Source organism: Mycolicibacter virginiensis (assembly GCF_022374935.2).
Classification (GTDB): domain Bacteria; phylum Actinomycetota; class Actinomycetes; order Mycobacteriales; family Mycobacteriaceae; genus Mycobacterium; species Mycobacterium virginiense.
On the sequence record NZ_CP092430.2, the window covers coordinates 1,362,942 to 1,376,354 of the forward strand.

14 protein-coding genes are annotated in these 13,413 nt (G+C 68.2%); 9 read left to right on the forward strand and 5 right to left on the reverse strand.

Features of this window, described 5'->3' with window-relative positions:
- Nucleotides 1–9: 9 nt before the first annotated feature.
- From sigE to tatB, 4 genes are all read left to right on the forward strand, one after another.
- Complete coding sequence (gene sigE / locus MJO54_RS06800; RefSeq protein ID WP_434085432.1) at nt 10–810, forward strand: RNA polymerase sigma factor SigE; 801 nt, start codon at nt 10–12, stop codon at nt 808–810.
- Between the two features lie 173 nt (nt 811–983).
- Complete coding sequence (gene rseA, locus MJO54_RS06805; protein ID WP_046284645.1) at nt 984–1,391, forward strand: anti-sigma E factor RseA; 408 nt, start codon at nt 984–986, stop codon at nt 1,389–1,391.
- 87 nt (nt 1,392–1,478) lie between these two features.
- Nucleotides 1,479–2,978: a serine protease HtrA gene (htrA, locus tag MJO54_RS06810; RefSeq protein ID WP_046284646.1), complete on the forward strand. Its 1,500-nt coding sequence runs from the start codon at nt 1,479–1,481 to the stop codon at nt 2,976–2,978.
- A gap of 11 nt (nt 2,979–2,989) precedes the next feature.
- The gene (gene tatB, locus MJO54_RS06815) at nt 2,990–3,373 is read left to right on the forward strand and encodes a Sec-independent protein translocase protein TatB (RefSeq protein WP_046284647.1); all 384 of its coding nucleotides are present in this window, start codon (nt 2,990–2,992) and stop codon (nt 3,371–3,373) included.
- A gap of 7 nt (nt 3,374–3,380) precedes the next feature.
- Here the strand turns inward: tatB and MJO54_RS06820 are convergent, their stop codons facing one another.
- The 4 genes from MJO54_RS06820 to MJO54_RS06835 form a co-directional block, all read right to left on the reverse strand.
- The gene (locus tag MJO54_RS06820) at nt 3,381–4,535 is read right to left on the reverse strand and encodes an Mrp/NBP35 family ATP-binding protein (protein WP_046284648.1); all 1,155 of its coding nucleotides are present in this window, start codon (nt 4,533–4,535) and stop codon (nt 3,381–3,383) included.
- A gap of 49 nt (nt 4,536–4,584) precedes the next feature.
- Nucleotides 4,585–5,904: a lytic transglycosylase domain-containing protein gene (locus MJO54_RS06825; protein ID WP_082108271.1), complete on the reverse strand. Its 1,320-nt coding sequence runs from the start codon at nt 5,902–5,904 to the stop codon at nt 4,585–4,587.
- 117 nt (nt 5,905–6,021) lie between these two features.
- Nucleotides 6,022–6,540, reverse strand: a complete 519-nt coding sequence (locus MJO54_RS06830) for a DUF1003 domain-containing protein (RefSeq protein ID WP_046284649.1) — start codon at nt 6,538–6,540, stop codon at nt 6,022–6,024.
- Complete coding sequence (locus tag MJO54_RS06835; RefSeq protein ID WP_046284650.1) at nt 6,537–7,835, reverse strand: magnesium transporter MgtE N-terminal domain-containing protein; 1,299 nt, start codon at nt 7,833–7,835, stop codon at nt 6,537–6,539. The genes MJO54_RS06830 and MJO54_RS06835 overlap by 4 nt, the downstream gene beginning before the upstream one ends.
- A gap of 24 nt (nt 7,836–7,859) precedes the next feature.
- Here MJO54_RS06835 and MJO54_RS06840 point away from each other — a divergent pair, with 24 nt between their 5' ends.
- Nucleotides 7,860–8,828, forward strand: a complete 969-nt coding sequence (locus MJO54_RS06840; protein WP_082108272.1) for an HpcH/HpaI aldolase/citrate lyase family protein — start codon at nt 7,860–7,862, stop codon at nt 8,826–8,828.
- A 163-nt stretch (nt 8,829–8,991) separates the two neighbouring features.
- Here MJO54_RS06840 and MJO54_RS06845 read toward each other — a convergent pair whose 3' ends face one another.
- Complete coding sequence (locus MJO54_RS06845) at nt 8,992–9,594, reverse strand: DUF4190 domain-containing protein (RefSeq protein ID WP_046284652.1); 603 nt, start codon at nt 9,592–9,594, stop codon at nt 8,992–8,994.
- 78 nt (nt 9,595–9,672) lie between these two features.
- On the opposite strand from MJO54_RS06845, the gene MJO54_RS06850 reads away from it, so the two are divergent.
- From MJO54_RS06850 to MJO54_RS06865, 4 genes are all read left to right on the forward strand, one after another.
- The gene (locus tag MJO54_RS06850; RefSeq protein WP_046284653.1) at nt 9,673–10,200 is read left to right on the forward strand and encodes a YflT domain-containing protein; all 528 of its coding nucleotides are present in this window, start codon (nt 9,673–9,675) and stop codon (nt 10,198–10,200) included.
- 73 nt (nt 10,201–10,273) lie between these two features.
- Nucleotides 10,274–11,695: an ABC transporter substrate-binding protein gene (locus MJO54_RS06855; protein WP_046284654.1), complete on the forward strand. Its 1,422-nt coding sequence runs from the start codon at nt 10,274–10,276 to the stop codon at nt 11,693–11,695.
- Nucleotides 11,692–12,585: a carbohydrate ABC transporter permease gene (locus MJO54_RS06860; protein ID WP_046284655.1), complete on the forward strand. Its 894-nt coding sequence runs from the start codon at nt 11,692–11,694 to the stop codon at nt 12,583–12,585. Before MJO54_RS06855 ends, MJO54_RS06860 begins: the two co-directional genes overlap by 4 nt.
- Nucleotides 12,582–13,409 (forward strand): carbohydrate ABC transporter permease, encoded by an 828-nt coding sequence (locus MJO54_RS06865; protein WP_046284656.1) that lies wholly within the window; start codon nt 12,582–12,584, stop codon nt 13,407–13,409. The genes MJO54_RS06860 and MJO54_RS06865 overlap by 4 nt, the downstream gene beginning before the upstream one ends.
- Nucleotides 13,410–13,413: the final 4 nt, after the last annotated feature.

Consider the following 13,413-nt stretch of genomic DNA (forward strand, 5'->3'; position numbering starts at 1 on the left):
GGTATCGGCATGGAACGAGGTATGAACCGGCCTCGAGACGCTCGGAATACGAGGGGCCCGTTGCGCGTTGACCGCGATAGTGCGCTGCCGTCGCCTGACGGCGGACCTGAGCTAGAGGACGCAGCCATAACAGCCATAACCACTTTGCTGCCCCCGGTCGCCATGTCGCACCCGACCACTCACTCGGACCGTTACCCCGACACCGACTGGGTCGAATCGTCCGAGGAGCCGCAGGGCACTGCGGTGTTCGATGCCACCGGAGATGTGGCGGCGATGCCGTCTTGGGACGAATTGGTGCGCCAGCACGCCGACCGGGTCTACCGGCTGGCTTACCGGCTCTCCGGAAACCAGCAGGACGCAGAGGATCTCACCCAGGAGACCTTCATCCGGGTATTCCGGTCGGTGCACAACTACCAGCCCGGAACCTTCGAAGGTTGGTTGCACCGCATCACCACGAACCTGTTCCTGGACATGGTGCGCAGGCGCGGCCGGGTCCGCATGGAGGCGCTGCCGGAGGACTACGACCGGGTGCCCGCCGACGAGCCGGACCCCGAGCAGATCTACCACGACGCACGGCTGGATCCCGACCTGCAGGCGGCGTTGGACTCGCTGGCGCCGGAGTTCCGGGCCGCGGTCGTGCTGTGCGACATCGAAGGTCTGTCCTACGAAGAGGTCGGTGCCACCCTTGGTGTGAAGCTGGGCACCGTGCGCAGCCGCATTCACCGGGGCCGGCAGGCCCTGCGGGACTATCTGGCCGCCCGAACCGCCCAGCGTGATGGTTCAGCCTTCGGCGGTGCCGCGGCCGGCTGAGCCTCGGCCGACGGTTCAGCGAGGCTCGACGCAGGAGAGGCGAAGCTGGGACCGGTGCGTCAACGCCGCCTCGGTTTCCACGTCTGTACGCGGTATCGCGCTACATTCTTATTGGGTCTTTATTCGGCCCGATCGAGTGCTGATGTGGGGATGCGATAGGAGAGGAGTCCGGTGTGACGGACCGCGGAGGTGTCTTCCGTCGCGCGTTCTCCTGGCTGCCCGCTCAGTTCGCCTCGCAAAGCGACGCGCCGGTCGGTGCTCCGCGGCAGTTCGGGTCCACCGAACACCTCTGCAGCGAGGCGATCACCGCCTATGTCGACGGCGAACTGCGGATGAACGCTCACCTGCGTGCGGCCCACCACCTGTCGCTGTGTCCCGATTGCGCGGCCGAGGTGGAGTACCAGGGCCGGGCACGCTCGGCCCTGCGCGATTCGCATCCGATCCGGATCCCCTCCGCGCTGCTCGGCCTGCTGGCCCAGATACCCGACTCCCCGGCCGATTGCACGCCTGACGAGGCCACCAGGCCGATGCCTGCCCCGTTCGACGATGGCAAACCTCAAGAACGCCGCAAACGTCGGTAAGGTGGATCTCCAGCGGCGTCAGCGCCCGGTGATGCTGTGCTCGCGGAGCCTGGAAGCGCCCCAGGGCTGGACCCGGAAGAGGAATAGGTGAGCTCCAACAACGAGAACGCCGGCGGTAACCGCTTGGCTCCGCGACCCGTCTACCGGCCCCCCGTGGACAATGCGTCCAAGAAGGCCTTCGGCCGGCCCGACGGGGTGCCTGGTTCGTTCACTCCCGCCGACGTACGGCCAAAGAAGTACCGCGAGCAGGGCGAGTTCACGCCGCGGGACCTGCCGCCGGACCCGGTGCTCAAGGAGGCCTTCGGCCGGCCGTACGGCACCGGCCCCTCGTTGCAGCGCCATCCCGCCGACGCGGGCGCGCTGGGCCGTAACGGCAAACCGGACGGGTTGGAAGACACCGGTGACCCGTGGCGTGACCCCGCCGCCGGTGCCGCGCTCGGCTCGCCGGCCGTGGTTCCGCCCGTACCGCGGGCAGCCGGCGAGTTGGGTGGCCGTCTCGGCGTGCGCGACGTGCTGTTCGGCGACCGGATCTCCTACCGTGCACTGGCTACGCTGGCCGCGATCGCGCTGGCGATCGGCATGGTCGGCGGCTGGGTCGGACGTACCACCGCCCAGGTCGTCGAGGCTTTCACGACGTCGAAGGTGACGCTGTCGACCAAGGGCAACGCCGAGGAGCCGGCCGGGCGGTTCGCCAAGGTCGCCGAGGCCATCGCCAACTCGGTGGTGACCATCGAGTCCGTCAGCGACGATCAGGGCATGCAGGGCTCGGGTGTGGTCATCGACGGCAAGGGCTACATCGTCACTAACAACCACGTCATCTCCGAAGCCGCCAACAACCCCAGCAAGTTCAAGACGACGGTGGTGTTCAACGACGGCAAAGAGGTGCTGGCCAACCTGGTCGGCCGCGACCCGAAGACCGACCTGGCCGTGCTCAAGGTCGACAACGTCGACAACTTGTCGGTGGCCCGTCTCGGGGACTCGGACAAGATCCGGGTCGGCGACGAGGTGATCGCCGCGGGCGCTCCGCTGGGTCTGCGCAGCACCGTGACCCACGGCATCATCAGCGCCGTACACCGACCGGTCCCGCTGTCCGGCGACGATTCCGACACCGACACCGTCATCGACGCGGTGCAGACCGACGCCTCGATCAACCACGGCAACTCCGGCGGTGCGCTGATCGACATGGACGCGCAGCTGGTTGGGATCAACACCGCCGGAAAGTCGTTGTCCGACAGCGCCAGCGGCCTGGGATTCGCGATCCCGGTCAACGAGATGAAGACCGTGGCCGAGGCGCTGATCAAGGACGGCAAGATCGTGCACCCCACGCTGGGGGTGAGCGCTCGCTCGGTCAGCAACGCCATCGCGTCGGGCGCGCAGATCGCCAACGTCAAGGTGGGCAGCCCGGCAGAGAAGGGCGGCATCCTGGAGAACGACGTGGTGGTCAAGATCGGCGACCGCAGCGTCGCCAACGCCGACGAATTCGTCGTGGCGGTCCGCAATCTGACCATCGGCAAGGAAGCGCCCGTCGAGGTGGTCCGGGATGGGCGGCACGTGACGCTGACGGTGACCCCCACCCCCGACGGTTAGAGTTCGCCTCGATGTTCGCGAATGTCGGCTGGGGCGAGATGTTGGTCCTGGTGGTGCTCGGGTTGGTGATCTTGGGTCCGGAGCGGTTGCCGGGAGCGATCCGGTGGACCGCTGGTGCGCTGCGCCAGGCCCGGGACTACGTCACCAACGCCACCGACCAGCTGCGCGACGAGATCGGCCCGGAGTTCGATGACCTGCGGGCTCCGCTGAGCGAATTGCAGAAGTTGCGTGGCATGACCCCGCGCGCCGCGCTGACCCGCCATCTGCTGGACGGCGACGATTCGCTGTTCACCGCGGTCGGTTCGCTGGCCGCAGAGGCCCGTCCGATGCCGCCGATCCCGGCCGTGGTGCCCGAGCCGGGTGGGCCGGCTCCCTTCGACACCGACGCCACCTAGAGCAGGCTCAGCGCCGGGAGCCCCCGGTGTCCAGACCCAGCGACATCCCCACCAGTCCGCGCCGGCGGGTGGCCAGCTGATCGGCGATCTGACGCAGCTCCTTGCCCGCCGCCGAGTCCGGCGACAGCACCACCGGGGACCCGGAGTCGCCGCCGGTCACCATTTCGCTGTCGATCGGCACCTGGCCGAGCAGCGGCACATCCCGGCCCATCGCCCGGGTCAGCCGCTCGGCCACCCGCTCGCCGCCTCCCTCGCCGAACAGGTGCATGGTGGACCCGTCGGGCATGGCCAGTCCGGCCATGTTCTCCACCACCCCGACGACCTGCTGGCGGGTCTGCAGGGCGATCGCCCCGGCCCGCTCGGCCACCTCCGCGGCCGCCTGCTGCGGCGTGGTCACCACCAGGATCTCGGCCGACGGCACCAGCTGGGCCACCGAGATCGCGATGTCGCCGGTGCCCGGGGGCAGATCCAGCAACAGCACGTCCAGGTCGCCCCAGTAGACGTCGGCGAGGAACTGCTGCAACGCCCGGTGCAGCATCGGGCCCCGCCACACCACCGGCGTGTTGCCCTGGGTGAACATCGCGATCGAGATCACCTTCACGCCGTATCCGATCGGCGGCATGATCATCGAGTCGACTTGGGTGGGCAGGGCGGTGACGCCCATCATCCGCGGCACCGAGTGGCCGTAGATGTCGGCATCGAGCACCCCGACGGACATGCCGCGTTCGGCCAGCGCGACCGCGAGATTGACGGTCACACTCGATTTGCCGACCCCGCCCTTGCCGGAGGCGATCGCGTACACCTTGGTCAGCGAGCCCGGCTGGGCGAACGGGATGACCGGTTCCTTGGCGTCGCCGCGCAGCTGTTTGCGCAGCTCGGCGCGTTGCTCGTCGCTGAAGACATCGAGGCTGACCTTGACGGGTCCGGTGCCAGGCACGTCGTTGATCGCCGTCGTCACGTTGCTGGTGATCTCGGCTTTCATCGGACAGCCGGCGATCGTCAGGTAGATCGTGACGTGGACGCTGCGGTCGTCCGCGATCTCGATGCTTTTGACCATGCCCAGATCGGTGATCGGACGCCGAATGTCGGGGTCCAGCACGGTGCCCAACGCTGCATAGATGGCGTCGTGCAGGGCTGCAGTGTCATCGTGATTCTCGGACATCGCAACCGAGTCTAAGGCAGTACGGCAGGGCCTTTGCCTGTGAGATGCGTCAGGCCGGCGGGACGGCCTGCGGCCCATCCTGCGGTGCGCCGGCCGGCGCCGGTGGCGGCGGCGCGCCCGGTACGTCCAGCGGGGCCGGCGCGACGGCGTAGGCCGGCATCGGCGCGGGCGGGACCGGAGCCTCCGGGGGGCCGAAGGGAGCCGGCGGCACGCCGTTGGGCGGTACTGGTGCGGCCGGGACGGCTTGAGGCTCCAGACAGATCATCCGGCAGGCCGCCGAGGGGCGCGGCAGCTGCTGCTGTTGCTGCTGCTCGGGCGAGGACATCCACGGGGGCAGCCACGGCAGGTTCGCCAGCTGGGATTCCAAACTCGGCTGACCCAGGTCGATCAGCGACGATTCGGCTGGGTGATCGAGCCGCGACATCCCGTGCAGGCTGAGTGATTCCGGCCCGAGCCCTTCCGGGTGTTCCAGGTGCTCCAGATGCAGGTCCGCGATCGGCGGCGCCGGGCCCACGATCGGCGGCAGGTCGACGGGAGCCACCCCGGTGGCATAGGCCGCCGCCCAACCCATCACGTTCTCCGCGTAGGCCATCGAGTTGTTGTAGCGCAGGATCGCGGTCAGAACCTGCGACTGTTCGCGCAGGTTCATCCCACCGCTGCACAGGTACCGCGCTGCCGCCAACGTCGCGTCGTAGACGTTCTGCGGGTCCGCGCGACCGTCGCCGTCGCCGTCGGCGGCATACCGCGACCAGGTCCCGGGCAGGAATTGCATGGGGCCCAGTGCGCGGGCGTAGACCACCCGGCCGGGGGCGCTGCTGGCCACGATGACTTCGTTTCCTGGCAGCGTGCCGTCCAGCGCCGGCCCGTAGATCGGTTGCAGCACATTGCCGCGCGCGTCGGTGGCCCCGCCGTTGGCGTGCCCGGACTCGATACGGCCGATCCCGGCCAGCAGGTTCCAGCTGATCCCGCATTCGGGTTCGGCGACCGCCATCTGCCGCTCGGCATTTTGGTACGCCGCCAGCGCCGTCTTGGGGATCCCCAAGGTGCCCGGTGCATAGACGACGGCCGCCGGTGGCGCCGACGGGGCACCGGCGGCCACGTGCAGATTCGGTTGCGAGCGGGGGATCGCGACGACGGAGGGGCCCGAGTAGCGGCCGGACGTGTGCACCGATGCCGCCAGCGGGGTGATCGCAGCGTTGCGCAGCGGCAGCGAGCTCGACGGCGAGCGGGGCGTGGCACCCACGGCGCCGGCGAATACCAGCGGGGTGATGAACGCCAGGCCGAAGGCAGGTCGCAGGGCCGAACGGGCCGCCCGCCGCACCTTGGCGGCGCGGGACACGCGTTCCGGTGCGCCGCCCCCTATTGGCACTCGACCGCCCCTTGTCCGCTTCGAAATAGTCTCGTGAAACCGCTCGGGCTTCGTGAACTAGGTCACCATACCCAACACGCGTCCCGCTGATGACCGTTATCTGGTCTGCGTCGCCTGTCAGGACGGTCGGTGCGGAGACTCCGAGCTAGCGGAGTCGGGCTCAGGCCGCAGGGATTCCAGCAGTTCCCGGACCCGCTCGAGCTCATGGTGCAAGTAGTCGCGAGTGGCAACCTCGCCGACTGCCAGCCGCAGGGACGCCAGTTCCCGAGCCAGGTACTCGGTGTCGGCTTTGGTCTGTGCGGCGCGGCGGCGGTCCTCGTCCAAGCTGACCCGGTCACGGTTCTCCTGCCGGTTCTGGGCCAGCAGGATCAGCGGAGCGGCGTAGGCGGCCTGGGTGGAAAAGGCCAGGTTGAGCAGGATGAACGGATAGGGGTCCCACTTCAGGCTGACCGCGTAGACGTTCAGCAAAATCCATCCCACCACCAGCACGGTCTGAATGGCCAGGTAGCGCCCGGTGCCGAAGAACCGCGCCACCGATTCGGTGAACCGGCCCAGCGCGTCGGGATCCATGTTCAGGCTGGGCAGCCGCGAGGTGCGGGGCGTGGAGAGCCGCTGTGATGTTGAGCGGTCGGTCACGACGGCCTCCCGGCGAGTTTCGGTCCCAGGTCCGGCTCGGGTGTTTCGCGCCAATCATCGGGCAGCAGGTGGTCCAGCACGTCGTCGACCGTCACCGCGCCCAGCAGGTGATTCTGTTCGTCGAGCACCGGCCCACAGACCAGGTTGTAGGCGGCGAAGTAGCGGGTCAACTCCGCCAGCGACACCTCGGGGTTCAAAGCCGGCAGGTCGGAGTCGACGAACCCGCCGATGAGCTCGGCCGGCGGCACCCGCAGCAGCCGCTGCAGTGCGACGCAGCCCAGGTACCGGCCGGTGGGCGTGGCGGTAGGGGCTCGGGTCACGAAAACCAGCGACGACAGCGCCGGGGTGAGGTCGGGGTCGCGGACCCGGGCCAGTGCCTCGGCGACCGAGGTGTCCGCGGTCAGCACCACTGGGTTGGTGGTCATCAACCCGCCCGCGGTGTCGGGGGAGTGTTCCAGCAGTCGGCGAACCGGATCGGAGTCGTCGGGGTCCATCCGCGCCAGCAGAGCTTCGGCCTCGGTCGGGTTCATCACGCCCAGCAGGTCCGCGGCGTCGTCGGGGTCCATCTCCTCCAGCACGTCGGCGGCCCGGTCGGCGCCCAGCTGGCCCAGTACGACGGCCTGACGTTCCTCGGGCAGCTCCTGCAGGATGTCGGCCAGCCGCGCGTTGTCCAGGGCGTTGATCACCTCGTAGCGCCGCTTGGGCGTCAGCTCGCGGATCGCGTCGGCGACCTCGATCGGTCGCCAGCCCTCGAACTGTTGCAGCAGTTGCGCGACGCCCTGCCCGGGCATCGCCAGCGCGGACGGGGTCAGGCCCTGCACGTTGTGCCAGTCGACGATGTGTACGGCGGCGCGCCGGCCCAGCCGCCGGGAATGCCGCACCGCGATCCGGGTCACCAGCCAGTCGCGGGTGCGGCTCTGTTCGATGGCCAAGTCGGTGATCGCCACATCGACGCCGGCCAGCTCGGGCAGCTCCGGGTCGGTGACCCGGACCTTGGTGTCCAGGACCTGGCCGAGCACGAGTGCTTCACCGGGCCGCTGATTGAACTTGCGCAGGGACACCGTTCCGGTGTTGAGGGTGACGGCATTGGGCTCGATCGACGCCACCCGCAGAATCGGCACGAAGATGCGTCTGCGGGTGGGCAGTTCGACCACGAGTCCCAGGACACGCGGCTGCTGACGCACGATGCTGAGGCTGACGACCACATCGCGGACCCGACCGACGGATTCGCCGAACGGGCCTAGCACCAGCATCCTCGCAAGTCGCGCTGCGTAAACCCTGTTGCTCGACGCCATGGTTGAAAGGGTAGGAGTATTTAGGTGACCAACGTGTATCGCCCCCGCCGTACTTGCCTGTCGGTACCTGGCAGCAGCCAGAAGATGATCGACAAGGCCAAGGGCCTATCCGCAGATGAGGTCTTCCTCGACCTGGAGGACGCCGTCGCTCCAGCGGCAAAAGAGCAGGCCCGGACCCTGGTCGCCCAAGCGTTGACCGCGCCGGACTGGACGGCGCCGCTGCTCGGGGTGCGGGTCAACGACTGGACCACCCCGTGGACGCACGCCGACCTGATCGAGGTGGTCTCGGCGGTCGGTGCCGCTGGCAGCCGACTCGATGTGATCGTGCTGCCGAAGGTGTCGGACGCCTCGCATGTCCAGGCTCTCGATCTGCTGCTCACCCAACTGGAGACCATCCACGGGCTACCGGTCGGGCAGATCGGCATCGACGCCCAGATCGAGGACGCGCGCGGCCTGATGAACATCAACGCGATCGCCGCAGCGCCGCGGGTGCAGGCCTTGGTGCTCGGACCGGCCGATCTGATGGCCAGCCTCAACACCCGCACCCTTGAGGTCGGCGAGCAGCCCGAGGGATACACCGAGGGCGACGCCTACCACCACGTCTTGATGACGATCCTGGTGGCGGCGCGCGCCCACGGGGTGGCCGCGGTCGACGGGCCGTATCTGAAAGTGCGTGACGTTGAGGCCTTCCGGCGGGTGGCCGGCCGTTCGGCCGCACTCGGTTACGACGGCAAATGGGTGCTGCACCCCGACCAGATCGCAGCGGGCAACGAGATCTTCAGCCCGCGTCAGTCCGAGTACGACCACGCCGAGCTGATCCTGGAGGCCTACGCGTGGCACACCTCGCACGCCGGCGGTGCTCGCGGTGCGGTGATGCTCGGTGACGAGATGCTCGACGAGGCCAGCCGCAAGATGGCGTTGGTGGTCGCTGGCAAGGGCCGGGCGGCCGGAATGCGCCGTGAGGCACCGCCGTTCACGCCGCCTTCGGCCTAACGGGGCTGGGGTTTGCGCTGCACCCTCGCGCCAGCCCACAGCGGTAAGCGCCCGCCTTTGAGCGACACGTCGTGATGGGTTCGTTGAGGTACTCGACGTTGTCGCTCAGAGGTGGGCAACTGTCCTCGTCCCACCCGGCGGTCGGGGAGCCTCGGTAGGGCGCCTAGTTCAGGGCGATCATCGCGAGAATGAGCGAGAGTGTCACGGCGACACCGCCTATCGCGGTACCGGCCACTGCCATGCCGTGGCCGGCCTCACCGGTCGACTTGATCTGGCTCAATGCCACGCCGCCGAGGATGACACCGGCGACCCCCAGCGGCCAGAACACCAGGCCGAGTAGCGAGACCACCAGTGAACTGACCGCCAAGACGTTGGTCTTCTGCGCCTGGCCCGGATTGAAGTAGCTGCCCGGATACGGCGTGCCGTAGCCCGACGGCGGGTAACCGGGGGGATTGCCGTAGCCCGCGGGAGGGTATCCGGGCGGGGCGCCCACGCCTGGGTACTCGCCCGGAGCGGGCGGGGTGGGCGGCAGATAACCTCCGGGCGGCAGATAATTGCCGGGCGGCGGGGGCGGCGGGTAACCGCCCGCACCCGGGGGCGGCGGGGGGAAACCCGGCGGGGGATAGCCGGGCCCCGGCGGGTAGCCCTCGAAGCTCGGCGGGTACGGCCAGCCGCCCTGGTCGGGCGCGGGCGCACCCGGGTCCGCCCAGGGCTGGTCGGCATTGCCTCGTGGATTCTCGCCAGAATCCCCGCCGTGAGCTGTCATGCTGTTCAACCTAGCCGATGCGCCGCGACCGGCCTGTCGTCCGACAGCCGCTTCCCGGAGCGAGGAGAGAGAAATCCCATGACCAGCCCCTTCCAGCCCGGACAGACTCCCGATCCACTTGGCGCTGCAGGTGCGCCGGGGCGCCGTGACGTGGGCCGGCTGCCCACCCCGCCGAAAGGCTGGCCGATCGGTTCCTACCCGACCTACGCCGAGGCGCAGCGCGCGGTGGACTATCTGTCCGATCAGCAGTTCCCGGTGCACCAGGTGACGATCGTCGGCGTGGACCTGATGCAGGTCGAGCGGGTCACCGGCCGGCTCACCTGGCCCAAAGTGCTGGGTGGTGGCGTGCTGACCGGAGCCTGGCTGGGCCTGTTCATCGGCCTGGTGCTGGGCATCTTCAGCGACAACCCGACACAGGCACTGGTGACCGGCCTGATCGCCGGGGTGTTCTTCGGCTTGATCACCTCATCGGTCCCCTACGCGATGGCCCGCGGTACAAGGGATTTCAGTTCGACCATGCAACTGGTCGCGGGCCGCTACGACGTGCTGTGCGACCCGCAGAGTGCCGAGCAGGGTCGGGATCTGTTGGCGAAGCTGACGCTCTGACTCGGCGTTGTTGCGTAGCGCGGTCAAGCGGCCTTACCGTCGTGGCACGAAACGGCAACGGGAGGCGGGTGGCGTGGCGAGTCGGCGCGGTCGCGTACGGCGGCTGGGCGCGGCTGCGCTGACCGCACTGACCGTTGCGTCGGCGGCATCGGCCTGCGGTTCGTCCGGGCCGTCCGCCGATGTCCCTGTGATCAGCGTCTATACCCCGGCCAACGACACCGCGACGTTCCGGGTGATCGCGGCGCGCTGCACCCACCAAGCCGATGGGCGATACCGGGTGCAGCAGTTCAGCCTGCCGCGCGCCGCGGACGACCAGCGCCTGCAACTGGCCCGTCGACTGACCGGCAACGACCGCACCTTGGATGTGATGGGCCTGGATGTGGTGTGGACCGCCGAGTTCGCCGAGGCAGGCTGGGCGTTGCCACTGGCTGAGGATCCGGCCGGCAAGGCCGAGGCCGACGCCGCAGCTGACACGCTGCCGGGCCCGCTGGCGACTGGACGCTGGCGCGATCGGCTCTACGCCGCACCGCTCGTCACCAACACCCAATTGCTCTGGTACCGGCCGGATCTGATGAAGGCCGCGCCGTCCACCTGGGACCAGATGATCGCCGAGGCGGCCCGTTTGCGCAGCGCGGGCCAGCCCAGCTGGATCGCGGTGCAGGCCAAGCAATACGAGGGCTTGGTGGTGTGGTTCAACACGCTGCTGGAAAGCGCCGGGGGAAGAGTTCTCGGCGACGACGGGAAGACGGTCACCCTCACCGACACCGCTGAGCACCGGGCCGCCACCGTCGCCGCGTTGCGGGTCATGAAGGCGGTGGCGACCGCTCCGGGCGCCGACCCGTCGATCACCCAGACCGATGAGGGCACCGCACGGCTGGCATTCGAGCAGGGCAAGGCGGCGCTGGAGGTCAACTGGCCCTTCGTGCTGCCGTCCATGCTGGAGAACGCCGTCAAGGGTGGGGTGGGATTCCTTCCGCTGCAAGGGCGTTCGGATCTGGCCGGCAGTATCGACGGCATCGGCGCTTTTGCGCCCAGCGACGAGCAATACCGCATTGCCTACGAGGCCAGCCGCAACGTGCTCGGGTATGCGCCGTATCCGGCGGTGTTGCCGGGGCATCCGGCCAAGGTGACCCTCGGTGGATTGAACCTGGCGGTGGCCAAGACCACCCGGCATCGTGCTGAAGCGTTCGAAGCGGTGCGTTGTCTGCGAAACGCCGCGAACCAGAAGTATCTCGCAATTGAGGGCGGACTGCCCGCGGTGCGGGCCTCGGTATACGCCGACCCGCAGTTCCAGGAGAAGTACCCGCAGCACAACGTGATCCGTCAGCAGCTCACCGATGCTGCGGTGCGGCCGGTGACGCCGGTCTATCAGGCGGTGTCGACCCGGATATCGGCCACGCTGGCGCCGATCAGCGCCATCGACCCGGAGCGCACCGCCGAGGAGCTCACCGTGCAGGTGCAAAAGGCCATCGACGGCAAGGGACTGATCCCGTGACCCGCGCCAAATCTCGCGCCGAAGACGTCCGTTCACAGCGCCGGCTCGCGGTGGCGCTCGTCGCGCCGGCGGTGATCCTGATGCTGGCCGTGACGGCTTATCCGATCGGTTACGCGATCTGGCTGAGCCTGTTGCGCTACAACCTGGCCACTCCGGACGACACCGCGTTCGTCGGGCTGGCCAACTATCAGACCACCCTGACCGACTCCTACTGGTGGACCGCCTTCGCGGTGACGCTGGGCATCACCGTGGTCTCGGTGGTCTTCGAATTCGTCTTCGGCCTGGCGCTGGCTCTGGTGATGCACCGCAGCCTGTTCGCCAAGGGTATGGTGCGCACGGCGGTGCTGGTGCCCTACGGGATCGTCACCGTCGCGGCCGCCTACAGCTGGTATTACGCCTGGACGCCCGGGACCGGCTACCTGGCCAATCTGTTGCCGACCGGCAGCGCGCCACTGACCCACCAACTGCCGTCGCTGGGGATCGTGGTGCTGGCAGAGGTGTGGAAGACCACGCCGTTCATGGCGCTGCTGTTGCTGGCGGGGCTGGCACTGGTGCCCGACGAACTGCTCAAGGCCGCCCAGATGGACGGTGCCGGCGCCTGGCGGCGACTGGTCACCATCATTCTGCCGATGATGAAACCGGCGATCCTGGTGGCGCTGCTGTTCCGCACGCTCGACGCTTTTCGGATCTTCGACAACATCTACGTGCTCACCAACGGCTCCAACAGCACCGGCTCGGTATCGATCCTTGGCTACGACAACCTGTTCAAGGGATTCAACGTGGGTCTCGGGTCGGCGATCTCGGTGTTGATCTTCATCTGCGTGGCGCTGATCGCGTGGGTGTTCGTCAAAGTGTTCGGTGCCGCGGCACCGGGATCGAGCCAGAAATGACCGAGCTTCGCCGGCGCACCGCGTGGCTGATCATCGACCTGGCCGTGGTGCTCTACGCGCTGGTGCCGGTGCTGTGGATCTTCTCGTTGTCGCTCAAGCCCACATCAACGGTCAAGGACGGCAGATTGATTCCGTCCACCGTGACCCTGGACAACTACCGCGGCATCTTCGCCGGTGACGTGTTCGGCTCGGCACTGATCAACTCGGTGGGCATCGGTCTGATCACCACGGTGATCGCGGTGGTGATCGGGGCGATGGCCGCCTACGCGGTGGCTCGCCTGGAGTTCCCCGGTAAGCGGCTGCTGGTCGGGGCGGCCCTGCTGATCGCGATGTTCCCCCAGATATCGCTGGTGACACCCATTTTCAACATCGAGCGCGCCACCGGGCTGTTCGACACCTGGTTGGGATTGATCATTCCCTACATCACCTTCGCGCTGCCGCTGGCGATCTACACCCTCTCGGCGTTCTTCCAAGAGATCCCGTGGGACCTGGAGAAGGCAGCGAAAATGGACGGCGCCACACCCGGGCAGGCGTTCCGCAAGGTGATCGCGCCGCTGGCGGCGCCGGGCATCGTCACCGCAGCGATTCTGGTGTTCATCTTCGCCTGGAACGACCTGCTGCTGGCGTTGTCGCTGACGGCGACCAAAGCCTCGGTCACCGCGCCGGTCGCGATCGCCAACTTCACCGGCAGTTCGCAATTCGAGGAGCCGACCGGATCGATCGCGGCGGGGGCAATGGTGATCACCGTGCCGATCATCGTCTTTGTTCTAATCTTCCAACGACGGATCGTGGCGGGACTCACCTCCGGCGCGGTGAAGGGATAGGCCG